Origin of the sequence: Mesorhizobium captivum, from assembly GCF_033977165.1 — a bacterium.
Lineage (GTDB): Bacteria > Pseudomonadota > Alphaproteobacteria > Rhizobiales > Rhizobiaceae > Mesorhizobium > Mesorhizobium captivum.
Genome location: NZ_JAVIJB010000032.1, coordinates 12,371 through 36,225 on the forward strand (window position 1 = coordinate 12,371; position 23,855 = coordinate 36,225).

Here is a 23,855-nt window from a genome sequence, read left to right on the forward strand (position 1 = left end):
AGCTTTTTATGGGCAAGAATCAACATGTCGTACCTCACAACGGCCAGTGGGCTGTGCAAGGTGCCGGTAATAGCCGCGCCACTTCGGTGCATTCCACGCAGGCCGATGCGATTTCAGCCGCGCGTGAGATCGCCATCAACCAGCATAGTGAAGTCGTCATCCACCGGCCGAATGGCCAGATCCGCGATTCCAATTCCTACGGCAACGATCCGTATCCGCCGAAAGGCTAAACCCTGAAAGGACCCCTGCAATGAACGATAAGCCGCGCTTTCCTGGGGTCCTAGGGCCCGTCGAGCCCTTCCTCAATCCACTGGATGCAATTCTGGCCGACCTGGCCATCAGCGTTCAGTTGCCTGCCGGCCTGCACGCCAGGACCGGCGACCGCTACGAAGCCATTCGCAAGCACATCGAGTGCCCTGGCAGTCCGCTCTACGGGCGGGTCTTGTGCTTTTACCCGCAGGGTTCCATGGCAATCGACGCAACCATTTCGACGCGGGGAACCGACAACGAATACGATCTTGACGTCGTGGTCGAGCTCGACGTGTCGGAGGACACGTCGCCTGAGGAGGTCCTTGACCTTCTGGAAAGCGCCGTCGCCGATTACCCCGTGCAGGCGGTCGAGCGCCAGAGCCGCTGCATCACGCTGCGCTACGCCGACAACATGCACGTCGACTTGACGCCGTCCCGCCGCCTGGCAACCCTCAAAGACCGCGAAAGCGTGATCTTCCATGCCAAGCACGGCGACCCGACCCATCTTCACAGGCCGGTCATGATGAACGCTTGGGCGTTCGGTCGCTGGTACAATGCGCGGACGCCGATGGAGGAGCGGTTCGCGCTGGCCTACAACAAGCGGCTCTATGAAGCCGACGGCATCGAGTTCGCCGCCGATGCGGATGTGCACCTAGTGCCGGCACAGACCCCCCTCATCGTGAAGAACACCGCCACAGTGGCGCTGCAGTTGATCAAGCGGTTCCGCAACGTCCTTTACGCTTCCACCACAGGCCGGATCCCGCCATCGGTGATGCTGTCGTGTCATGCCGGCAAGGCGGCCCTGCCGGGCATGCTGCTCTCCGACATGGTGATCCGGCAGGCGCGGTGGACGGAACGCGCTATCGAGGAAGCGTCACGCCAGGGGCAGCTCCTCGATGTCCGCAATCCGGAGTGGGACGAAGACCGGTTCACCGACCGCTGGCCGGAGAACAAGATGCAGCAGGATGCATTCGCCGCCGCCCTGCGTGATCTGGCCGACGGACTGGAAGCAATCAAGCAGGGCAACGTGCAGCTGGAGGATTTGCAGGACTGGTTGCGTAATCGGTTCGGCGATCGGGTTGTGTCGAACACGCTGAAGACCTTCAACGACCGCACCGGCCGGGCGATCCGTTCCCTGGATCAAAGCTATACCCGCAAGGGCGGTCTGTTCGTGCCGGCAGTACCGGCCGTTGTCGGTTCGATTGCCGTTGCGTCGCCAGTGGCCGCGCGCTCCCACACGAATATGGGAGAACGGCGGTGAGCAGCGAGGTTTTCACAATAGAACGTCAGATTGCGGCCATGGCCGACCGTTGGCCGCAGTTAGTACTAGCCACCCGTGAAGGCGCCTCCGCGACATGGCGGGGGCCGTTGCGGCCGCTGCTGCAGACCTTCCAGGTTGAGATCACGTTCCGGGCCCCTTCCACTATCGAAAAGCTCAACAATCGCCGCATGCAGCCGCGGGTGAAAATCCTGACCCCGCAGCTGCGGCCCCGGCGCGGCGACCCGGAAGGCCAGCTGCCGCACGTCTATTACATCGGCTGCGGCCCGCTCGATGTGGTGCTGTGCATGTTCGATCCGGATTCGGATGAATGGTCGCCCTTCATGTCGGTTGCCGAAACCACCGTGCCGTGGGCGATTGACTGGCTGACCTCCTATGAAGGCTGGCGCGCCACGGGAACGTGGACCGGCACCGGTAAACATATCGAACAGCCGCGAGCCGCGCTTGGCAGTGCAGTGAATAGATGACCTACCTCCCACCTCGCCGCTCGGACGGCACCGCCCAGAAACGCCGCCTGCAACGCCCTTGGCCGAAGGGCCGGCCCTTCCGCATCTTGTCGATAGATGGTGGGGGTATCTGCGGCATCCTGCCGGCAGCTGTCCTCGCCGAGCTCGAGCAGCGGTTCCTGGGCGGCAAATCGGTGGCGGGTTGCTTTGATATGATTGCCGGGACCTCCACCGGCGGCATTATCGCGCTGGGGCTTTCGCACGGCAAAACCGCACGCGAGATCCGTGAAATCTACGTCGAACGCGGCGGCTTGATCTTCCCGCCGCCCAATCCCCTTCAGCGCGTGTTGCGCAGGGTGCGGCGCTTCGGCCGCTATGCCTATGATCGCGATAACCTCGAAAGCGAGCTGCTGCGCATTTTCGACGACACCCCGTTCGGGATGGCCCGCAACCGCCTTGTGATCCCAAGCTTTGAGGGGCGCTATGGCGAGCCGTGGTTGTACAAGACCCCTCACCATCCCGATTACAAAAAGGACCGGTTTGAGCGGATGGTCCGGGTCGGGCTTGCGACGGCGGCGGCGCCGACGTTCTTTCAGGCTCTTCCCAACAATGGCTACATGATGGTCGACGGTGGCCTATGGGCAAACAACCCGACGATGAACGCCCTTGTCGATACGCTGACGTGTTTCGAAATCGACCGTGCCAATATCCAGATTCTGAGCCTCGGCTGTGGAGAGACTGCTTTCACGGTCGACGCTACCAAGTCCAAAGGTGGGATCCTACAATGGCGCGACATCTACTTTGGCGCTATGCGGGCCCAATCACTAAATGCCCTCGGACAAGCATATCTGCTGGTTGGCAAGGACAATGTGATGCGGATCGATGCGCCCGAAGCCCCTTCGCCTATAGCCCTAGACGACCACCGCCGAGCAAGAACCGAACTTCCCGCGATGGCCAGGGTTTTGGTTGAAGCGGCAGGGCATCGGATTGAGCAAATGTTCCTTCATTCGCCAACGGATCCGTATGTGCCAGTTCCACTTCAGAGTGAAGCCGACTAGCTCTGATCTTCTATTTTTCTCAAGTTTCCTCAGTTAATAATGTGCGCGTATAATAATGATTCTCTATTGATTCTTCCGCAACGCATGCTTGGGTGCAAGCGAGATGGGTCGCACGATTGTAGCTTTCGACGGCCCCAGCGGCGTCGGCAAGTCAAGCTTGCTGCCGCAGGTCATCTCCCTATTGGCTGATCGAGGACAGCAGTACGAGCTGTTCAGCAATGTGGAGTCTTCCTCCCTCAACACGCTGATACGCAAGCTCGCTAGCTCCGCAACACCCGGTTTGACTCTCAGCTTGGCGCTTTCCACAGCTCGCGCAGAACTTATCGAAAGTAACATGGGCAACCTTCTGCTCGACAGATTCGTGCTGTCCGGCCTTGTCTATCAACCCATTTCCGGGGTCGACCAGGATTTCGTCTACGCAAGCAACGCGCCCTTGCTTGAAGGGGTTACAACAGTTGCTCTCGAGATCACCGCTATCGAGCTTGGCAAACGCAGGCGATCACGTGGACCGATGCGATCGGATTTCTTTAAGGACCGATTGGATATCGAAACAGAAATATCGCTTTTCGCCGAGCGTGCGGAGTTCCTTCGATCCAAAGGCCACGTCGTTATCACCTTGGATGCGGGAGGAACCATCGAAGACACCGCGATGAACGCTGTGAATCTAATCACTGCTTGTGGCCAATGTCATGAATGATCCGCGCATTCTAGGCGCGGACGGCCGCCTTGACCTGCTGCTCGTTAATTCGCCGCTGAAGGACTACGGCCACGCGCGCCGCGTCAACGACTTCACTCTGCCGACCCTTGGGCTCGGCTACATCGCTACTGTAGCCGCGGCAACCGGTTTTAGCGTCGGACTGCTCGACAGCGAAGCGCTTGGGCTTGGGCTCTCAGAGACGGTCGGCATTATCAACGACGCACAGCCAGGTTGGGCGGGATTCAACCTGCTCGCGCCAACCTACGCCCATAGCCGCGCAATCCTTGCCGGCCTGGATCCGGGCATTTCTGTGATGCTAGGCGGTCATCAGGCGAAAGCAATGCCCCGGGAAATTCTGGAGGATCATTGCATTCCCCGTATCGACGCACTTGTTGTCGGCGAAGCGGAAACCCGGGTGCCGCTTCTCTTGGCCGATATCGAGTCACGCAGCAGCCTGCCCTCAATCGGCTGGCGGAACGGTGACGGTCTCACCATGCCGCAGATGCGCGGTGACAAGGCCCTCCTGGCACCGAACATCGATGCTATGCCGTTTCTGGATCGCAAGTATCTGGTGCAAGACCCTTACCTCGACGCCGGCGAACTGGAATCAGCCATGGTCGCTTCACGGGGATGCCCCTTCGATTGTTCGTTCTGCGGCGCCGCGGTGAGCGCGAATCCTGACGTGAGCATCCGCATGCGAAGTCCAGACAATCTTATCGCCGAGATGGCCACGCTACGCGATCGATACGGCGTTACCCGCATACGATTTGTCGACGACCTCTTTCTCGCCAACTCCAAGATAATTGTCAGAACGCTCGACGCCTTTGTCCGAGCCAATCTTTCGCTTCGTTGGGACGCGACCGGCCGGATCAACGTCCTCGACAAGGTTCCGAACGACACTATCGACCTTATGGTGGCGTCCGGTTGCCGCGAAGTTGCTCTCGGTATAGAGGCTGGCAGCGACCGGCTGCTCAAGCACATCGACAAGAAAATTTCCGTGGCGCAGACCATCAGAGTGGTCACCCGCCTCTGCAGCGCTGGCATTTCGGTGAAGGGCTATTTCATCCTAGGCTTGCCAACCGAAACACGCGAAGAACATCGCGCAACGTTGGATCTGATCGAGACCCTTTGGTCGGTAACAGACGCCCTTCCAGGGCGTTTTCGTTGCAGTGCTTTTGAATACAGACCTTATCCTGGCACCCCGGACTGGCTCCGCCTCCTTCGCGCAGGTTACTCGCCGTCTGCAATGCTGGCCTATAGCTCACCCGAGTCCCCCGGAATTCAGGCCGTTGCGGGTCGCGACGAGTTCAATTTCTCGACTGGGATTCAGTTCGGGGAAGTTCCCGTGGACCAGGTTCGAAAGAACTTATACACCATTATGGCGTTACAAAATGCGAGATGATCGAACAGAAGATTTTGTTTCTCGGACTGTGCGCCAAAAAGAACGCCGACGGCGGATTGCATGCGCCGCTCGCTCCCACATCCCGCTCGGGCAGTTTCCTAGCCTCTTTGTTGGCAGAATTGCCGCTAGGCGAAATTGCCATCGCGCGTGACAACATCATACCCGGCCCAGTATTTGGACAGAATGGCGTGGAGCGCAATCCGACGTGGGCAGAACTGTTACCCTGGCTGCGTGACCATTGGCTCTGGAGAGATGATACGCTAGCGGCGATTGTTGCGTTTGGCGCGGAAGCCAAACGCGCATTCGCTGCTCTCGCTGCAGAACGATCGTCCGATACACCGGTCTATTTTCTCCATCATCCCTCTTACGCGTTGCGGCAGCCGAAAAACCGCCGCGCAGAGTATGCGCGCAAGCTTTCGCAAGCGATTGTTGCTACCGATGCATCGATAGCTGCACGTCTCTAAGACACGCGGCGCGGCCGCTGCGAGAGGTTGGTCATAGGTCATGACCACTTTTTCTTTGTACAGTATTCGACTGTCCGCTTTGCGCCGCAAGTAAGCCATCCGACCAGCACGGCTCGATCTCCGTTAGCCTTCAGGATGCGCGCGAACTGCCGCAATGGTGGAAGGTTGTCGTCGACTACAGGTCGCCGAACCGGCGTCGGCTAGTCACTCTTCACCCATAGTGAAACGAGTAGGCACCTTAAGCACCCTGATCAAATCATCGATCACCCAAACCGGTCCACAGGAATGCGAGATCGGTCAGGGGGCAAGAACGACAGGCTGGTAATGGGGACTTACTCCGCCGCTTCGGCGTAGCGCGCCGGCACATAGTTGAGGATCGGCCCAAGCCAGCGCTCGACCTCGGCCAGCGGCATGGCCTTGCGTCGCGCATAGTCCTCGACCTGATCGCGCTCGATCTTAGCGACGCCGAAATAGTAGCTTTCGGGATGCGACAGGTAGATGCCGGAGACGGAGGAGCCAGGCCACATGGCGAAGCTTTCGGTTAGGCTCACGCCCGCATTGCGTTCGCCGTCGAGCAGGCGAAACAGCGTCGCCTTTTCGGTGTGGTCGGGTTGCGCCGGATAGCCGGGCGCGGGGCGGATGCCGCGATAGGGCTCGCCGATCAGGTCGTCCGGGACTAGGATCTCATCGGGCGCGTAACCCCAGAATTCCTTGCGCACTTTCTCGTGCATGCGCTCGGCGAAGGCTTCGGCGAAACGGTCGGCCAGCGCCTTGACCATGATCGAGGAATAGTCGTCGTTGGCCCGCACGAAGCGCTCGGCGATCGCCACTTCCTCGATGCCCGCGGTGACTATGAAGCCGCCAACATAGTCAGCCTTGCCGCTGTCCGCAGGCGCGACGAAATCCGACAGTGCGACATTGGCCTTGCCGTCGCGCTTGGCCAGCTGCTGGCGCAGCGTGAAGAATGTCGCCAGTTCGTGCGAGCGGGCCTCATCCGTGAACAGTCTGATATCGTCGCCGGCGGCATTGGCCGGCCAGAAGCCGATCACGCCCTTGGGCGCAAGCCATTTTTCCGCGATGATCTTCGCCAGCATCGCCTGGGCGTCCTCAAAGAGCTGACGTGCCGCCGGCCCCTGGTCCTCGTCGTCGAGGATTTTGGGATAGCGGCCCTTCAACTCCCAGGTTTGGAAGAATGGCGTCCAGTCGATATAACGGGCAAGCTCGGCCAGATCCCAGCCTTCGAAGACCTTCAGGCCAAGGAAGGACGGTTTTGGCGGCTCGTAGCCCGCCCAGTCGATCTTGTGGGCATTGGCCCGCGCCCTGGCGAGCGGCAGCCGCTGCTTGTCGGCTTCGCTGCGCGCATGCGCGTCGGCAACCTTCTTGTACTCCGCGCGAACGTTCTCGACATAGCCGGCCTTGGCCTCGTTCGACAGCAGTGCCGACACCACGCCGACGGCGCGGCTGGCATCGGCGACATACACCGTCTGGCCTTTCGCATAGCGCGGATGGATCTTTACCGCCGTATGCACGCGGCTGGTCGTCGCGCCGCCGATCAGCAGCGGAATGTCGAAGCCTTCACGTTCCATCTCGGCCGCCATATGTGCCATCTCGTCGAGCGACGGCGTAATCAGGCCGGACAGGCCTATGACGTCGACCTTTAGCTCACGCGCCGTCTGCAGGATCTTCGCCGCAGGCACCATGACGCCAAGATCGATGATCTCATAATTGTTGCAGGCAAGGACCACGCCGACGATGTTCTTGCCGATGTCATGGACATCGCCCTTTACCGTCGCCATCAGGATCTTGCCGGCGGTCTGGCGCTCGCCATTGTCGATCCCGCTAGCGGCGTTCGCCAGCTTCTCGGCCTCCATGTGCGGCAGCAGGCCGGCCACCGCCTGCTTCATCACGCGGGCCGACTTCACCACTTGTGGCAGGAACATCTTGCCGGCGCCGAACAGGTCGCCGACGACGTTCATGCCCGCCATCAGCGGGCCCTCGATGACATGCAGCGGTCGCTCGGCGGCGCGCCGCGCCTCGTCCGTGTCCGCGTCGATGAATTCGGTGATGCCGTTGACCAAAGCATGCGAAATGCGCTGCTCGACCGGCCAGTCGCGCCAGGCGAGATCGCGTTCCTGCGCCTCCTTGCCCGCTGTGCCCTTGAAGCGTTCGGCGAGTTCCAGCATGCGTTCGGTCGCCGTACCGCCACCCTTCGGCTGGCGGTTGTTGATGACGTCCTCGCAGGCTTCGCGCAGTTCCGGGTCAATGTTGTCGTAGACGGCAAGCTGCCCGGCATTGACGATGCCCATGTCCATGCCCGCCTGAATGGCGTGGTAGAGGAACACGGCATGCATGGCCTCGCGCACCGGTTCGTTGCCGCGGAACGAAAAGGAGAGGTTCGACACGCCGCCCGAAATATGGACATGAGGAAGCGTCGCGGTGATCTGCCTAGCGGCTTCGATGAAGTCGACACCGTAATTGTTGTGTTCATCGATGCCGGTGGCGATGGCGAACACGTTCGGATCGAAGACGATATCCTCGGGCGGGAAGCCGGCCTGCTCGGTCAACAGCTTGTAGGCGCGGGTACAGATCTCGTTCTTGCGCGCCCTGGTGTCGGCCTGACCGTCCTCGTCGAAGGCCATGACGACCAGCGCAGCGCCATAGGCGCGCACCAGCCTGGCATGATGCAGGAACGCTTCCTCGCCTTCCTTCATGGAGATGGAGTTGACCAGCGGCTTGCCTTGCACGCATTTCAGGCCGGCCTCGATGATCTCCCACTTGGAACTGTCGATCATCACGGGAACGCGGGCAATGTCCGGCTCGGCCGCGATCAGGTTGAGATAATCGACCATCGCCTTCTTCGAATCGATCAGGCCCTCGTCCATGTTGATGTCGATGATCTGGGCGCCGTTGGCAACCTGGTCGCGCGCGACATCGAGCGCGGCGACATAGTCGCCCGCCGTGATCAGCTTCCTGAACCTGGCGGAGCCCGTGACATTGGTGCGCTCGCCGACATTGACGAACGGAATCTCGTCGGTCAGCGTGAACGGATCGAGGCCCGACAGGCGCATCTTCGGCTCGATCTTCGGGATGGCGCGCGGCGGATATTTCTTCACCGCCGCCGCGATGGCGCGGATATGGTCCGGCGTCGAACCGCAGCAGCCGCCGACGACATTGACCAATCCGTCGCGCGCAAAACCCTCGATCTGTTCAGCCATGAATTCCGGGCTCTCGTCATACCGGCCGAATTCATTGGGCAGGCCGGCATTCGGATAGGCGCAGACAAAGGTGCCGGCGACGCCCGAAAGCTCATCCAGATGCGCGCGCATGGCGTTGGCGCCGAGCGCGCAATTGAGGCCGATCGTGAACGGGCTGGCGTGACGGACCGAATGCCAGAAAGCCGTCGGCGTCTGGCCGGAGAGCGTGCGGCCGGACAGGTCGGTGATCGTGCCGGAGATCATGACCGGCAGATGCACGCCCTTTTCGACAAAGATCTCGTTGCAGGCGAAGATCGCCGCCTTGGCGTTCAGCGTGTCGAAGATGGTCTCGATCAGGATGAGGTCGGCGCCGCCATCGATCAGCCCGCGCAGCTGCTCGCCATAGGCATAGCGCAATTTGTCGAAAGTCACGGCGCGGTAACCGGGATTGTTGACATCCGGCGACATCGAGGCGGTGCGGTTGGTCGGCCCGAGAGCGCCGGCGACAAACCGCCGCTTGCCGTCTTCCTGTTGTGCCCGGATCAAAGCACGGCGGACAAGCCGAGCGCCGTCGCGATTGAGGTCGTAGACGGCATTCTCCATGCCGTAATCGGCCTGCGCTATGGAGGTTGATGAGAAGGTGTTGGTCTCGATGATGTCCGCGCCGGCAATAGCGTACTGATAATGAATGTCCTCGATCGCCTTGGGCTGGCTCAGGATCAAAAGATCGTTGTTGCCCTTCTGGTGACAGGCGCAACCGACGAACCTGTCGCCGCGGAAATGGTCTTCGTCGAAGCCGAGACCCTGGATCTGGGTGCCCATGGCACCGTCGAGGATCAGGATGCGTTCGCGCGCAGTAGCTTGAAGCGTAGCCAGGACTTCCGACCCGTCTCGCTTCTTGCTGGCCGCACCAAACAAATCGTCCAGTGAGGACGGACTTCGCGACATTCTTTGTCCTTGTAACGACCGCCCAAGCCAGTGATCACATAAAGACATCTTTATGTCAACATGCCATCGATGCGCACCTGTTTTCCGCGCACGGACTGCGCGCCGGCTACCTCACCGAAACCGCCCGCCGTGGCATCTCCCTCGTCGAAGCCATGCAGCAGTCGCAGCACCGATCCGTCCAGCAAGCTTCGCGCTGCTACTACAACGACGCGGAACGGCAGCTGGGACGCGCGGCGCGGCGGATTGTCTGACGCTTCCCCAGCCGTGCTCTCGGGAAAATTGCTGCCCGCACAAAGACGGCCCCTGTGCATTATTAGGACACCGATTCACGGTAGCGGTTTGGCAGCGCTCTTCCTCCTTCCAAGGGCCGATGAAGTTTAAGGACCCGACGCATCCTCCCGGCTCGGGAACTGTTTCTATGGGACCGAGCGTCACCGTCCTACTTCCTTGATCCCTTGCCTTCCCTTACAATCCGTTCTGGATACAGAGGAGTTCCGCCATGAGCGAAGACGCCTTCAACATGTCGATCCGCAAGTTCCTGAAGGAAGTCGGTGTAACCTCCCAGCGCAAGATTGAGGAAACGGTGCGCGCAGGGCAAATCGGCGGCGAGAAGAAGTTGAACGTCCGCATGACGCTGACGGCGGAAGGCACCGGCCTCAACCACGTGGTGGATGGCGAGATCGAACTTCCGTAGGCCGGGCGAAGCGACCTAGCCAAACGTCCAACGCGGCCGAAAGCGTCGAGACGGATTAGCAGTTGGAATGGGGTCTGGTCGGATCCACGCAGTATCGCTCACCACGCTCTTGGCTATCGGCCCGACCGGTGCAGTTCGAATAGGCCCTTCTGACCCCACAATGCTCGATGAGCCTCCAGGGTGACGAGAACGCGTGCTCCGGATCCAGAATGTTGTCTTAATTTAGCACTTCCGAAAGGAAGAACAGGGACGGTATAGTCCCGTTTCCCTTTGCCGCCGATACAATGGCTCAAGAAGTAGATCCCATGATCATTGTGCCTGAGGATCCACAAACGGACACAGTCAGGGTTCCGGTGCTGAAGGTGTTCGACGGTGATGGGTTTCTAACTCGGGTCAGGGTTTCCGAGGTGACAGGAAACCCTAAGGATCAAGCCGAGATCGAGGTAACCGCGAGATTCGGATTCATCGATGCTCCGGAGATTGAACAGCCCGGCGGCCGCGAAGCCAAGGATTTCCTCACCGCCCTGATCGGCGGCAAGTGGGTCGAACTTGCCATCTTGATGAAGATGAATACCGGGCGGTCAGTAGACACGTACGGCCGTGTCGTCTGCGTCCCCTATCTGACGCTGGATTACGCCGCCGGCGAGTTCAGAACACCGTCGTCATGCCCTCATGTCATAACAACGTTTGGGGCGCCCTTCCGCGTGACGAGAAACATCGAGCTAGAGATGGTCGTGAATGGCTGGGCTTGGGTTCTGGAGCGATACGGACCCGATCAGCGTTACCTCGATGCCCTCGAAGAGGCCCGACGCGCAAAGCGAGGCATATGGGCCTTCAAGGACAACATCCATCCTTGGGAATTCAAGAAACAGAAATATCGCAGCAAGGCGCCAAGCATTCATGCCCGACAGAAAGCTGTCGCGGCCACCTCGTTAGAAAGAGGGGCAGGTTCGGCGAATTTCTGGGCTGCTCCGAATATCCTCGGTGCAGGTATTCTTGTTCGGTGGCCGGCTGACCGTCCGACCACGCCAACTACCCCTCAATATAGGGCACCTACCCGGAAAAATGCCAATGATGATGAGGTCTCGATGAAGGGAACATGTGACGAGCGGAGCCTTTCGCCCTTCTCATCTAGGCTCGCCTTAGGTTCAGGTCGCGCACCGGCACGAAGGCCCGGTTGGTTTCTGCTGCACGCCGGTCCTTGTGGCGCAATACGTCGGTTAGGCTCACGCGGCCATCCAGCACTTCATAAAGATCGAGGCCATCAACGCAGATCAGATTGGTCTGGCGGCCGCGCGCAAACGCTTCGAGCCCCTCCGCGGTAAAACCGGAATTGCTCACAAACAGGCCGCGCGACCAGGATGCTTTTCCTCCAACCTTGCCAGAGAATGTCATCAGATCGGCGAAGCCGATCTGCGGTCCGTGCCACTTTGCCTCGACAAGGTAGGTTTGCCCATCCAGTCGAAAACTCCCGTCAATTTGCTCGCCAACGAGCCGGAACGAGCCGCGCGGCGCCAACTCGAAGGCGCAGAAGAGTTCACTAAGGAAGCCCTCGAAACGCAGGCCGCGCTCTTGGGGATTTAGACGACCGATTTCGATTAGGAGTGAAGCGAGCACCTTGCTCCGCTCTACGCTGAGGGGGCCCGATTGCGGTTCGCGCCGTACCTCTGATGTGCCGCTCAGACTCTCAAGGAACGCGCGATCAAGCAGTTCGGGAATTTTGAACGAGACGCCCGGGAGCAGGCTATTCAGCCGTTCGACCTCGGCACGGGTCAACGGATTGCCTTTGCCACGGCGATAGGTCATCGCTTGGCGTACAATCGACATGATCAGCTTCGTGAACAGGTGACGGCGTCGCTCCAGAGTAGCGGTGAGAAGTTGAACGATCGCCGGACGCTTGCTGCCGGGAACCCACAAGTCGCCGACGCCGGCCTGCGCGGCTGCCAGTGGAAACGCCGTGCGATTGTTTCCGCTTCCCGGCAAGAAGTCATAGAGGAGGTCTGCAAGATCTTCGACGGCCTGCGCCTCAGGAAAGCCCAGCATCGACTTACTCCCGCGAAGATACGACCGTTAACTCCGGCCGACGTTTCGGCGTGGGAGGACGGCCGGATCCGTTGAGACCGGTAAGGGCGAGACCGAAGACGAGCTCATCGACGTCCTCGGCATGCACATTCAGGGCGCAAGCAATATCGTGCTTCCCGATTCCGTCTTCCCGCAACGCTGCGAAGACCTTTTGAAGGATTTGCGAGACCTCCCGCGGCCCGCCGGCAGGCTCGGTCTTGCGATATCCGCGCGATGCGATCTCAATGTAGAGTTTGCGGTAATGCCAATCTGTCAGCAAACCAAGCTTGTGCAGACGATATGTGATGGCAGCGAGCGAAACGCCCCAGATTTTCTTCAGTCGGATAAGATTGTCGATGGTCGGGAAACGAGGCGCGTGTGCACGAACGCTCGCTGCCGGCATTAGGAATGCCGAGGCGAAGGAGTTGGCGTCCTGCTCCGCCTCTTGACCATTCGGCGCGGCATGGCGGTGCAGCACGAGATGTCCAAGCTCATGCGCCGCATCGAAACGCCCATGCTCAGCGGACTTCAAAGTGTTGAGGAACACGAAAGGACGATCCTGCCGCCACATAGAAAATGCATCGACCTCAACGGCGTCGATGGCGAGCGAGTAGACCCGCACGCCCTTCGCTTCCAAAAGGTGGACCATGTTCTTGATCGGCAGTTCGCCGAGGCCCCAAGCTCGCCGCACAGCTTCTGCGGCGCCCTCGGGACTGCCGTCACGCCCAAGATCGGGAACATCGGCGTGAGGAAGATCGAAACGCCCTTCGATCCATTCATTGAGTAGCAACGCGATCGCGCCGCTCCCGAGCGCTGTGTCCCGCTGTGAGGCGGTCATCTTCGACATCGATCGGAAGCTGGCGGTATCGAATGCCGGCTCCTCGAGATCGTCGCCGAAAAAGAAGTTCTCGGGAAACCGAAGCACGCGCGCGATTCGGGTCAGCTTGTCCGCTTCCGGAGCGAATTCCCCGGTCTCATACGCGGAGACTGACCGCAGATCGACGCCCAGTGAGACGGCGAGCTTCGTTTTCGTTAAGCCACGGCGGCGCCGCGCCCATGTCAATCGAGACGAGTTAAAAATCTCGATGGTGCTCATGCCTTTCGCTTCACGTCGATATCCAGATCGGGCCCCTCCGGTGCGACAACCTCGACAATATCTCCATCGAGCGGGATTGAGGACAGGATCAACCGCTCCTTCCAGCGACTGATCCTGCCATCGGGCGACATCTCGAGAGGCAAGGACAATTCGCAGCGAATTTCGTCGTGTGCACGGTGGAGGAGTAAGAACCAGGTCAGCGGTCCATCGTCTTCCGATGACGGAAGTTCCGGCACCGGCAAATCGAGTTCCAACTGGATTTGATTGACCGAGATCGCATCAGCTGTGCTGACGCCTTTGGGGGCCTTGTTGCTCGGGCTGGTATCAGGCCGGCCAGTTCCGGCGTCGCCGGTGGCAACACTGATTGCCATCGCGCCGTCGGGGCTGATCACAAGTGCATAGTTGCGCTCATCTGATCGCACCCAGCCCAAGGGCATAGTCGTCTCGCGCAATGCCGCCACCGCCTCCATCCAAGCTGCGATGCCGATTCCGAACGGCGGGTGGTTCGCCGTGAATCCACTCCAGGCTACATGCCAGCGGCGCGCAGCGTGCAGTAGGTTTTCTTCCGTCAGGCCGAGCCCCTGAAGACGCCCAATCACCTGATCGGGCTGCGACAGAACTAGCGGAGAAGGTGTCGTCATCGAATCCTCGAATCGCCCAAGTTCCGCTTTTTCTGCCTCAGATGAGGGAGAAAAACAAGAAGTTCGCGCCGATTTCCATCACTATCACGACGAAGGCCCGCAAATGGGAGGATCAAGTCGTGTCTTGTGCGTCAATGCCTTCAAAACAGTCGGGGATCGAGTGAGAAGGGTTCCTGGCCAACGATTCGGATGTCGGCCGCAGCCGGATGGCCGTGATTTATTAACACATTTACGTCCGGTGAATTGGCGACCGGCACAATGGCCGAAGGTACGCGTAACAACAGGGTGGAGCGTCCTTCATGCCATTCGTCTCCCCTGTCCTGACTCCAGGCCTCGTGACGACGCCAGTCCGGCGGCAAATCCGGGAGTCCAATGTCCTTTATCGCTACCGAATCTGGCAGCTCATACGTGACCATGACAAGTTCCGGCAGGAGCGCCGGGTCCTCGACATGGACGAGCTTCTCGAGAACGCAGAGCGCAGGAGAGGTCGCGCAGTACGTGACCGCATGGCCGACAGTGTTCCAGCGTCCGTCAAAATGAAGACCATAGCCGCCGTCGAGTGCCTGAGCATACTGTTTGCCCGACAGACGCCAGAGGAACATCAGGCAGCGGCGCCCCAAGCGATCTTGCCGAGGATGGTCTCGATTACACGCGCGCCGGCTTCGGTTTGCGCCACCACGAGCGGCGTCTCACCGCCGAGTTCGAGGAGCGGTCGACGAAGCCAGCGGTTCGCCTTCTCCTGATCACCGAAGGTCTGCTCGGCCAGAGATTGGACTCGCAAGAGCCGGACAGCACGATCCGACTCATCCACGGTCAGTGGCTGCTGCTTGTCCGCGCGGTGACGGCGAGTGCGCTGCGGGATCACAAATGTCTCAATTTCCTGCTCGGACATTCCGGCCTGGCTAAGCCCCCGAAGGGCAGAGAGCGGTAGCCTATTGCGCACGGCCAAGGCCAGGTCGGCTTGCGAACGCACGACCCGGCCAAGCACGCTCTGGCCGCCGAGCTTTCGTGCGACTTCCTCGACGATAGCGATCGACATGACAGCCTCCTTGCTGCAAATGGCAACTTGCCATAAATATAGACGGCAGATTGCCGTTGATCAAGGACGGCGGGCGGTCAGAGGTACTGAAAGCATGCTCGGGACGGTCGGCATATTGGCGTATGGATCGCTGATCGGCGATCCTGGTGACGAAATCGAGCCTTTCATCACATCGCGCATTGCCAGTCAAACGCCATTTCCCGTGGAGTTCGCGCGGCAGAGTCGAACAAGAAAAGGGGCGCCAACGCTGGTCCCTAGCGAACTCGGCTGCCCGGTAAAAGCCGAGATACTCGTGGTCGAGCTCGACGCCAAAGAGGCGGCCGACCGCCTTTACCGACGGGAACTACACGAAGTTGGATCGACCAAAAGCTATGCGCCACCAAAGCAGCCGACGCCCAACAGGATCATCATCGAGAGCCTAACGAATTTCGAAGGCATCGCGACGGTGCTCTATACCCGAATCGGCGCGACCATTCTCGATCCGACAGCGACTAGCCTTGCCGAGATGGCCGTGGCCAGCGCCAGAGGGCTGAGCGATGGGACCGACGGCATCTCTTACCTCGATGATGCCGTCAAGGCCGGCGTCGAAACCCTGCTGACAAAAGACTATGTCGCCGAGATCCTGCGCCTGACTGGAGGGAATGATCTTAGGGATGCCATCGAGCGCATACGAGATGGCCGGTATCAGGTGCAGCCGTGACCGTCAGTGAAGTGCTTGATTTGGGGCGGATCGAGATGACGACGATCGGGCTGGGCGGGCGAATATCCGATGCTGCATAATTACCCGCCGCCAATGCCTCTTCTTAATCGCTGGCTCCGAGGGGCCGCGCAGATGAACGGAAACTATGGACACCTGCTGTTCGAACAGGCGGTCGCAAATGACAACACTGTCGTCGAGGAGTTGCGCCCGTATTTCGAGTCCGCTCACCTCGATGCCCGGGAAGTCTTTCATCGTGCCGCCAGAATCGACCTCCATCCAGACGCGGATAGCCCAGGCGCGGATGCACAGTATCCGAACTGCCTCCCAGCGACCGCGAAAAAAGGACTGTTCGGTGAGGTAATGGCCGGTCTGATGACCCAGGCTTATCGGTTCATCGGCGGCCACCAATGGACGATTCCTATCTTCCTGTTCCGGTACCATGCCGAAGTGGAGGCCTACATATTTGATCTGGCTCGCGACCCGGCTCGCGTTCGTGAGGTTTCCGGACGTCATGGGAATGACTTCATTGCGCTTGGAATTGATCCGGTCAGTGGTGAGGTCGTACGGTTCATTGCCGGGGAGGCGAAGTGGCGCGCGGCGCTCACGCCGAGTGCCATGAACGACATGATGCTTGGCAGCTGGACTGGCCCGGCAGGGGCGAGAGTGCGAAGCAACGACGGCGTTTGGAATGAAATGAACCGCGGCCTTCCAGCGCCACAGGGCCTTGAGCAAATGCACCGACTGCTTTGCGAAAAGGCGCGCGATGAGTATGCAGAAGCGATCGTGTCTCTCGATCGGGCCCTGCTGATCGGGGCAGCACCTCTTCCTCGAACCGATCTGGTCTTCGTCGCCGGCAATCGGGCAGCGCGGAGAGGCGCGGGCCAAGCCTATCTTCCGGTGGCGGCGCCGCCGCCGGAATATACCGCTGGGCGGCCACTGCAGGTCGTCGAGCTGGTGCTTGAGGGCGGCGTCGAGCTCATCGAGCAAATCTATCGGTCTCTATGGAATAATCGCTGATGGCTCGGCTCGACGAACAGCGTCGCGAACTGGCGATGAATATCCGCCTTGGCCGGGCCGCCGAAAACGAGCTGACGCCGGCACAGGCGCGTCTGTTCGTTCGAAGTCTGCAGAACTCTTGGCACGTGCCACCTATCGGGTGGGCCCAGAGCGAGTCACATGAGCAGTTCGACGATGCTCGTCGGCTGCTACATGCCGCAGCGATCTTCCGGGAGATAGATGGACAAGGCTCAGTGGACGCGCTCGGATGCTACCGACGTGCCGCCGAGTTACTCGAATGGCTGGCACGATCCTCTGACTCAGTCACCCGCGACGTGCCCGTCGGGTTGCTTGCTGCCGGCGCCTATCAGTTGGCTGGCCTGCCCGCGATGGCGACAAGTCTGCTGCGTCAGGGGGGGTACGGTCGGGGTGTTGCAGAAATCTTTGCTGCGTTTTTGAGTACCGACTTTGACCGTCTGCTCGAGCGTTCTGCCGCCTTCTGGAGAGACAACCCCGCGCTTACGGGGCGGGACGGCTCGGGCCCGCTACTTGCAGCGGAGGACGAGGCGGACATTGAGAGCGACGAACCGGCCGAGAACGGCGTCGAGGTTGCTCGCGCGCCAGACGATCGGGACGAGGGCGCACCCGCGCCTCCCGCGAGCAAGATTGGCTGGTATGTCGTGGTCGAATTGGTGCGCGCTGTCGGTCTGATTGGCGACAGTCTCCGCAGAGGCAATAGTTCCCGGATCGAGCAGGCGGTGGACAAACTGTCGGGTCTGAGCACGTTGGCGACACGCCTCGCCAGCGACGAACTATGGATACTGATCAATCTGATCGAGGCGACCGCAAAGCGGTATTCCGACGACAGCCTTCATGGCCGCGTCTCGCGACTGGCGGCAAACGTACCGGGACTGCAAGCGCGGATGTGGAGGTTCGCGCGTGAGCAGTATGCTCGCGGTCGAGGTGTGTTGTGGACGTCGCAGGTTCAAGGTCTCGAACGCCTCATCACGAGCAACAGCTTTGCACTCTGCACTCCGACCGGTTCAGGCAAGACTCTGGTTGCCAATCTGGCCCTCGTGAAGGAACTCCTTTTGGTTGACACACAACCAGGGGCCGCACCACTTGCGCTGTACCTAGTTCCCTCACGTGCGCTGGCGAGCGAGGTGGAAGCAAAGCTGACGGCAGAGTTGGGTAGCGACCTGATTGTGACAGGGCTCTACGGCGGTGCCGACTGGGGGATCACCGACTACTGGCTCACCGCTGACCGTCCAGTGGTACTGATCGCCACGGTCGAGAAGGCCGAGGCGCTGATGCGCTATGTGGGTCACCTGCTGGTCCAGCGGCTGCGACTGCTCATCCTTGACGAGGCACATCAGGTCGTCAGCGAGAATGACGCTAACGCGCAGGAGGCGCTCGCCGCCCACACCAGCCGAGCGATGCGGTTGGAGGCAATGGTATCGCGACTATTCTCGGTGAAGCCGGGAATGGCGCGAATAGCCTTGACCGCGGTCGCTGGCGGCGCGGCGGGTCCCGTTGCTCGATGGATAGAGGGGCGTGCAGACGCCATGCCGGTTGGCTTGGGTTATCGCAGCAGCCGGCAGCTGATTGGCGGCCTGCGGGTAAATCCACGACGCGCGCCTGAAGCCGTCCTCGATATCGTGAATGGTCAGCCGCTGTATGTCCGAGGACGAGACGCGCCAGTCTACCTTCCGCTACGCCTCCCAGCCATGCCGCTTCCTGCAGCCGGCATTCGGAACAGCTTGCCGCACTACAACGAGTTGTATGTTTTGTGGACGGCGCTGCACCTGCTTGAGGGAAACCGGCGCGTTTTGATTTCAGTCGCTCAATCGCCGGAGCGCTTGATGAAACGCTATGTCGAGGCGTTTGACCTTCCCGGATGGCAAAATGTTCCGCCCTTCGTCCCGCCGACCGACGCCGAGGGGCAGGCGCGCTTTCAGGAAGCCCGTGCAGCTTGCATCGATTATTGTGGCCAGCAGTCGTTCGAACTCCGCCTGCTCGATCGCGGCATCGCGACGAGTCATGGTCAGATGCCACAGCGCCTGCGGCGGCTGATGACCGACCTTATCGATCGCAGGATCTGTCCGGTCACGATCGCCACGGCAACGCTGACGGAAGGCGTAAATCTGCCATTCGACATCATATTCCTGACCAGCCTGGAGCGTCGCAGCTACGACGCCCAAGCTCGTCAGCCGATCGTAGTGCCGATGTCGACTGCTGAGTTCCGCAACTTGGCGGGCCGTGCGGGTCGGCCGGGCGCAGCGGAGTCGATCGAGGGCATGACGCTGGTGGCGCTCCCGGAAGCTGTCTCGACCACCGCGCGCGGCCAGCGCAGAGAGCAATCGCGTCAAATCCGGCGAGCAGAGGCCGACTATAACAATCTGCTCGGCCGACTTCAGGCGGAGCAAGCGGCCGGTCCTGTGCACAGTCCGCTTGTCGTACTCCTGCGCTCCATCTGGCAAAAGGCTGCGGCGCAATCCGGACTTCGAACGGAAGAACAGTTTCTCTCCTGGCTGGAAGCGACACTGCCTGAAGGCGCCGGCGCCAATCTCGGTGTCGCATCGCGCATTCCGGCGGATCAGCTCGGCGACAGTCTTGACGAGCTGGACGGGTTCCTGCTCAGCGCGATCGAAGAACTCGCTCGGGCGGACCAGCAGGTTTTGGATGGGGCGCGAACCGAGGCGCTGTTGCAGGACCTGTGGCAACGAACATTCGCCCGCGTTGCCGCTGCCGAAGAGGCTTGGTTGGAACGAAGCTTCGTGAGGCGGGGACGGGCCTTTGTTGAGCGGCTCTACCCAAACACGGAGCAGCGTCAACGGCTGTACCAGTACGGGTTCACGCCTTACATCGGACGGCGCTTCGAACTTGTGGCACCTCAGCTGATCGCCGAGCTGCAAGGAGCAGTCGAGTATGGCGCGTGGCCAACAGAACAAAAATTCGCACTTTTCATCCGTCTCGGAGAGCGCGTCCGGGCAGAGCCCGGGATTGGCTTCCGCGTGCGAGACACCGTCAACGACCAAGCTTCGCTTGCGAATTGGCGCGGCATCATGGGCTGGTGGATGCAGCTACCCAGCTCTCAAGCCCCGGAGGCCGAGCGCTTACGCTCCTGGCAACGCTTTGTCGCTGACAACATCGAGTTCAAGCTGGGAGTTGCAGTTGGTGCAGCGGTGGCACGAGCCTGGGGCGAGAATGCGGCCGGTCTAGAAACACCCACTCTCGATACATGGCGGGCGACGACCCGCTTGCCGTGGGTAGGTTTTTGGTTCCGCGAACTTCTGCGCTGGGGCACGCTCGATCCCTTCGTCGCATTCGCTCTCGCACAAGGGCTAGCGCAGACCCGCGAGGAGGCGGCGGCGAGACGTTTGGCATTCGAAGCATGGCTAGCACAAGAAGGCTACGATCGTGGCGCTGAGACGCTGATCGATCCGCAACGGTTCCTTGAATGGCAAAGGACGCTCGTGAGGCAAGGAGATGCTGCAGAGGCCGTACGGGGAAGCGCAGCCCGGCTCACGGCAACGGACGGTCGGCGCGGGTCCTATGATGTGCGCCCTGTAGTCCGCGACGACGGCATCGAATGGATTGACGCCGCCGGCTATTCAATTGCCCGAACGCAATACTCAGAAGCGCTACTGACGGCTCGCCCTGAGCGGCATGATTTCAGATTAAATGTTTGGCCGGCGCCAGAAGTGACAAGGACCTACTAAAAAATGGATGTGGCAGCGTTGATGCTGTCACTCTGTGCAGCAATGGCAGGAGATCTGTGCCTGCGGGAGACTTTTGATGATCATGTCGTAGACAGTCTTCAGGAGCTCATCTGCATTTCCAGAGGTGAGACGAAGTGGCTGCAATCCAAATCTATCGGCGATCGCTGCGATGTGCTCGCCAGCCGCAATACGAAATGCTTGATTTTCATCTCGCCCCTCGCCGAGGGGAATGCTTGGATCGAGTTCCGTAAGGAGAATGATGTCGTAGTCGCCAGCGTGAGCGGCGGCGATAGTCTGGAGCTCTTCGACTCGCCGAGGAGGAAGCGATCGGCCGGAAATCTGCAACGCAGCTTGAAGATAGCCCAGAGCGTCGAAGACCGGCCTATCGATCAAGATAACATCTTCATTGAGAGAGGCTTCAGCTTCCAGCCTCATACCCTCTGCCATGATCCAGAGTGTACTTTCGAACGTGTGTTGGGTCAGAATCGGAAAGCCCCGGGCGCGGGCGCGCGCTGCAAGATCTTCGATTTGTCCGGTCTTGTACCCACCATCAGACAGCCGAGACTTTAGCCTCTCCAGGAAAGTGGACTTTCCGGTCGAGTGTGTTCCTGCTAGCCCGATTTTCACGACGGTTCGTGTCATAAGAAGCTGCTCTGTCGGCTAAAGAGGACATCGGCGTCGCGAAGGCAATCCACGCGCGCGCTTTGCTCCAGTGGCATCAATAGGTCAGCAAAGATCAGCGCGGTAAGCATCGCATCAAAGAGGGCGGAATGATGCTTGCGGTTCGTTCGCCGAGCGGCCTCATCGATAAGCCCGAAGAATGAACCGAGCTTTTCCAAGCCATAGGAATCTAGGCCCGGTTTCAAGGACCGAGCCAGCTTGAGCGTATCTATCGCGGCGACCGGTCTCCACTCCGGAATCTGGCGCTGGATGGTCTCCAACTCGACACGGACATTGTGACCGATGATCCTCCCATTTTGAGTCCAGGTCAGAATTTCATCGGCTATGTCTGCAATCTCCGGCGCATCGGCGATGTCATCATCTGTAAGCCCATGGATCCTGGTCACCGCTGGTTGGATCGGCTGCGAAGGCTTCACCAGCCAATGGAATTGCTTTCCAGTCGGCACCAACGCTGAGAGCTCTATCATGGCCAATTCCACGATCTCCGGGGGGGAGGCGCCGTTGCCTTCGACATCTATGACCCAATATCGGTCCGAACTCATTCCCAACCGACCTCCGCTCTGCCGTGACGATATGGTCGATGAGGTTGTGCGCGATCGTGCACCTGGTAGTTCAACGCGTGTTGTATGAAGTAGCGCTGATACTCGGTGCTGCCGCTCACCTCTACGGCCCGGTCCGTCACTAGAGCGTTGTCGGTTTGTAGGTTGACCATTTCCGCCAGTTTCCGCACCTCATCAATATCTGGGCGGCGATGCGCTTTGCCGCAGAGTGCTCGTTGGTCGTTGGGACAGATATCGCAGATCTCGCTGATCCCGAAATGACCGTTGTAATCCGCCGTTCCGTGGGCATATGCAACGCCACACGAGGTCTTGCGAAATATCGGGACACCTTCAAACGCGCGAAGCACGCGCCGCTCGACCGAGCTGGGAAGGATTTTGCGCCGAGCAACTTCCTGGTAAAGGTCAGGGATGCCGGCAGCCCGGAAATGTTCCCGGATTTCCTCCCTGAAAAACAAACCGGTAAAAACGGTCGCATCGGCATACTGCGCGAGTGTGCGCGCGCGCTGCAGATTGGCACACGTATCGTTCAATCCCGCTATCAACGGCCGCCAATACAGCACGATTTTCGTTCGGCTGGCCGCGCTCCGCAAGACCTCGAGCGATCGTTCCGCGATGCGTGACGAGACCGGTTCGATCCTGTCGTTGTCGATCCCCGACCACGTCACCAGGATCGTCAGCTTGACATTCCTTAGCGTCTCCAGCCAAGCCACGTCCGAGGCATCGATTTCCCATCTGGTGATCACGAGCACCGGGTTTGAAAGACCACGATCATCGATCTGCTTCAAAGTGGCAAAGAGATGATCTTTGACACCGGGGAGAAATGGGTCTGTCGCCCGGTTGAATATCTGCAGAGGCGTTCGATGCGGCACGAACGCCCAATGACCGACCAGTTGCTCAACCGCCACCTCATCGTCCACGATCAGGTGAGGGCGTTTCATCTCGTAGTTTGCGAAGATGTGCCTGACGCAGTAGCCGCAATCCAAAGGACAGCCTACAATGTGATTAAGGCTCAGCCCGGATTTGCGGTAATCGATAATCTCTCGGAGTGCCGGGGGGAGATTATTGGGCACAGACCGCACTCTCTTTTGTCGAACCCTTTCAAAAGCAATCACTCGAAGCACTCCCCTTTCCCGCTTCAGTACTGCCCGATACTGATCGTTTTGCAATAGGTGTTCTGTCCGCGATGAAAGATGGCGCCGATGGCTATCATGCGCATCTTGTTATCGGCGCTAATCGTCAGAAAAAATATCGCTCTTATCCGACTGTGCTCCTATGAACCCCAGAGAGGTGTCTCCTGCCAGGAGCTTCTCCTTCGACAGCAGGCCCGCGTCCTCGAGCGCCTCGAAATCCGGCAGCTGGCGCAGCGTGTCGAGCCCGAACTGCGACAGGAAATTTTTCGTCGTCACATAGGTGTAAGGCGCGCCCGGCAGCGGGCTGCGCGGCCCCGAGGCGATGAGGCCCTGCGTGCGCAGCACGCCGATCAGATCGCGCGACACTTCCTTGCCGAAGAAGGAAGACAGCTCGCCCCGCGTGATCGGCTGGAAGTAGGCAATGCACATCAAGACGAGCGCTTCCGACTGCGTCAGCTCTTTTGTGCCCTGCCCCGCCGGCGCGCCGAAGGCGGCGTGGATGACGTCGCCAAAAACTTTCCTGGTCCGATGCTGCCAGCCGCCGGCGACCGAGACCAGTTCGTAGGGGCGGCCGGCGAGCTCGGCGCGAATGTCGTCGACGATCAGATCGATGTTGCAGTTTCTTCCCACAACCCGCGCCAGCACCTCGCGCGGCACAGGCTCGCTGGCGGCAAAGATCACCGCTTCGGTGCGGCCCATCCACTCGCGCCAGCGCAGTTCCGGCGGCAGGTGCTCGAGCTCGGTGTCAAGCAGCGCCGGCTGATCGTTCGGCTTGCGGCGGACGGAGGCTTGGCTCAT

22 protein-coding genes and 2 pseudogenes are annotated in these 23,855 nt (G+C 60.1%); 14 read left to right on the top strand and 10 right to left on the bottom strand.

Annotated features, from left to right (window positions below):
- Positions 1-8 precede the first annotated feature (8 nt).
- From RFM40_RS23905 to RFM40_RS23935, 7 genes are all read left to right on the top strand, one after another.
- A complete protein-coding gene (locus RFM40_RS23905; RefSeq protein WP_320252965.1) occupies positions 9-230 on the top strand; it encodes a DUF2188 domain-containing protein in 222 nt (73 codons plus the stop codon).
- Positions 231-250: 20 nt separating this feature from the next.
- Complete coding sequence (locus RFM40_RS23910; RefSeq protein WP_320252966.1) at positions 251-1,510, top strand: nucleotidyltransferase domain-containing protein; 1,260 nt, start codon at positions 251-253, stop codon at positions 1,508-1,510.
- On the top strand, positions 1,507-1,995 hold the full coding sequence (locus RFM40_RS23915; RefSeq protein ID WP_320278346.1) for a type II CBASS E2 protein: 489 nt from the start codon (positions 1,507-1,509) through the stop codon (positions 1,993-1,995). The genes RFM40_RS23910 and RFM40_RS23915 overlap by 4 nt, the downstream gene beginning before the upstream one ends.
- Complete coding sequence (locus tag RFM40_RS23920; protein ID WP_320252968.1) at positions 1,992-3,032, top strand: CBASS cGAMP-activated phospholipase; 1,041 nt, start codon at positions 1,992-1,994, stop codon at positions 3,030-3,032. Before RFM40_RS23915 ends, RFM40_RS23920 begins: the two co-directional genes overlap by 4 nt.
- 103 nt (positions 3,033-3,135) lie before the next feature.
- Complete coding sequence (locus RFM40_RS23925; RefSeq protein ID WP_320252969.1) at positions 3,136-3,729, top strand: nucleoside/nucleotide kinase family protein; 594 nt, start codon at positions 3,136-3,138, stop codon at positions 3,727-3,729.
- A complete protein-coding gene (locus RFM40_RS23930; protein ID WP_135909128.1) occupies positions 3,722-5,131 on the top strand; it encodes a B12-binding domain-containing radical SAM protein in 1,410 nt (469 codons plus the stop codon). Before RFM40_RS23925 ends, RFM40_RS23930 begins: the two co-directional genes overlap by 8 nt.
- The gene (locus tag RFM40_RS23935) at positions 5,128-5,595 is read left to right on the top strand and encodes a uracil-DNA glycosylase family protein (protein ID WP_320252970.1); all 468 of its coding nucleotides are present in this window, start codon (positions 5,128-5,130) and stop codon (positions 5,593-5,595) included. The genes RFM40_RS23930 and RFM40_RS23935 overlap by 4 nt, the downstream gene beginning before the upstream one ends.
- A 332-nt stretch (positions 5,596-5,927) precedes the next feature.
- Here RFM40_RS23935 and metH read toward each other — a convergent pair whose 3' ends face one another.
- The gene (gene metH / locus RFM40_RS23940) at positions 5,928-9,737 is read right to left on the bottom strand and encodes a methionine synthase (protein ID WP_320252971.1); all 3,810 of its coding nucleotides are present in this window, start codon (positions 9,735-9,737) and stop codon (positions 5,928-5,930) included.
- Between the two features lie 74 nt (positions 9,738-9,811).
- Here metH and RFM40_RS23945 point away from each other — a divergent pair.
- The 4 genes and pseudogenes from RFM40_RS23945 to RFM40_RS33755 all read left to right on the top strand — a co-directional run.
- Positions 9,812-9,988 (top strand): annotated as a pseudogene (locus tag RFM40_RS23945) (integrase); the annotation flags it as partial.
- A gap of 248 nt (positions 9,989-10,236) precedes the next feature.
- Positions 10,237-10,431, top strand: a complete 195-nt coding sequence (locus RFM40_RS23950) for a DUF6494 family protein (RefSeq protein WP_320252972.1) — start codon at positions 10,237-10,239, stop codon at positions 10,429-10,431.
- A gap of 305 nt (positions 10,432-10,736) precedes the next feature.
- A pseudogene (locus RFM40_RS33750) lies at positions 10,737-11,252 on the top strand (thermonuclease family protein); the annotation flags it as partial.
- Between the two features lie 5 nt (positions 11,253-11,257).
- On the top strand, positions 11,258-11,446 hold the full coding sequence (locus RFM40_RS33755; RefSeq protein WP_430691576.1) for a topoisomerase DNA-binding C4 zinc finger domain-containing protein: 189 nt from the start codon (positions 11,258-11,260) through the stop codon (positions 11,444-11,446).
- A gap of 116 nt (positions 11,447-11,562) precedes the next feature.
- On the opposite strand, the gene RFM40_RS23955 is transcribed toward RFM40_RS33755, so the two are convergent.
- The 5 genes from RFM40_RS23955 to parS form a co-directional block, all read right to left on the bottom strand.
- Positions 11,563-12,474, bottom strand: coding sequence for a restriction endonuclease (locus tag RFM40_RS23955; protein WP_320252973.1), 912 nt, complete (start codon positions 12,472-12,474; stop codon positions 11,563-11,565).
- 4 nt (positions 12,475-12,478) lie between these two features.
- Complete coding sequence (locus RFM40_RS23960) at positions 12,479-13,588, bottom strand: helix-turn-helix domain-containing protein (RefSeq protein ID WP_128346524.1); 1,110 nt, start codon at positions 13,586-13,588, stop codon at positions 12,479-12,481.
- Complete coding sequence (locus tag RFM40_RS23965) at positions 13,585-14,229, bottom strand: hypothetical protein (protein WP_320252974.1); 645 nt, start codon at positions 14,227-14,229, stop codon at positions 13,585-13,587. The genes RFM40_RS23960 and RFM40_RS23965 overlap by 4 nt, the downstream gene beginning before the upstream one ends.
- A 140-nt stretch (positions 14,230-14,369) precedes the next feature.
- On the bottom strand, positions 14,370-14,831 hold the full coding sequence (locus RFM40_RS23970) for an RES family NAD+ phosphorylase (protein ID WP_320252975.1): 462 nt from the start codon (positions 14,829-14,831) through the stop codon (positions 14,370-14,372).
- Positions 14,831-15,268: a type II RES/Xre toxin-antitoxin system antitoxin gene (gene parS / locus RFM40_RS23975; RefSeq protein ID WP_135909132.1), complete on the bottom strand. Its 438-nt coding sequence runs from the start codon at positions 15,266-15,268 to the stop codon at positions 14,831-14,833. Before parS ends, RFM40_RS23970 begins: the two co-directional genes overlap by 1 nt.
- Here parS and RFM40_RS23980 point away from each other — a divergent pair.
- The 3 genes from RFM40_RS23980 (at position 15,267) to RFM40_RS23990 (ending at position 20,686) form a co-directional block, all read left to right on the top strand.
- Positions 15,267-15,968 (top strand): hypothetical protein, encoded by a 702-nt coding sequence (locus tag RFM40_RS23980; RefSeq protein WP_320252976.1) that lies wholly within the window; start codon positions 15,267-15,269, stop codon positions 15,966-15,968. The genes parS and RFM40_RS23980 overlap by 2 nt on opposite strands.
- Before the next feature lie 132 nt (positions 15,969-16,100).
- Positions 16,101-16,985 carry an aminotransferase gene (locus RFM40_RS23985; protein ID WP_320252977.1) on the top strand — a complete coding sequence of 295 codons (885 nt, stop codon included), beginning with the start codon at positions 16,101-16,103 and terminating at the stop codon, positions 16,983-16,985.
- Complete coding sequence (locus RFM40_RS23990) at positions 16,985-20,686, top strand: DEAD/DEAH box helicase (protein ID WP_320252978.1); 3,702 nt, start codon at positions 16,985-16,987, stop codon at positions 20,684-20,686. Before RFM40_RS23985 ends, RFM40_RS23990 begins: the two co-directional genes overlap by 1 nt.
- A 27-nt stretch (positions 20,687-20,713) precedes the next feature.
- Here the strand turns inward: RFM40_RS23990 and RFM40_RS23995 are convergent, their stop codons facing one another.
- The 4 genes from RFM40_RS23995 to scpB form a co-directional block, all read right to left on the bottom strand.
- Positions 20,714-21,328 (bottom strand): AAA family ATPase, encoded by a 615-nt coding sequence (locus tag RFM40_RS23995; protein ID WP_320252979.1) that lies wholly within the window; start codon positions 21,326-21,328, stop codon positions 20,714-20,716.
- On the bottom strand, positions 21,325-21,909 hold the full coding sequence (locus RFM40_RS24000) for a 3'-5' exonuclease (protein WP_320252980.1): 585 nt from the start codon (positions 21,907-21,909) through the stop codon (positions 21,325-21,327). The genes RFM40_RS23995 and RFM40_RS24000 overlap by 4 nt, the downstream gene beginning before the upstream one ends.
- Entirely contained in the window at positions 21,906-23,039 is a 1,134-nt protein-coding gene (locus tag RFM40_RS24005) for a radical SAM protein (RefSeq protein WP_320252981.1), read from the bottom strand. The genes RFM40_RS24000 and RFM40_RS24005 overlap by 4 nt, the downstream gene beginning before the upstream one ends.
- A 117-nt stretch (positions 23,040-23,156) precedes the next feature.
- Positions 23,157-23,855 carry an SMC-Scp complex subunit ScpB gene (gene scpB / locus RFM40_RS24010; protein ID WP_320252982.1) on the bottom strand — a complete coding sequence of 233 codons (699 nt, stop codon included), beginning with the start codon at positions 23,853-23,855 and terminating at the stop codon, positions 23,157-23,159.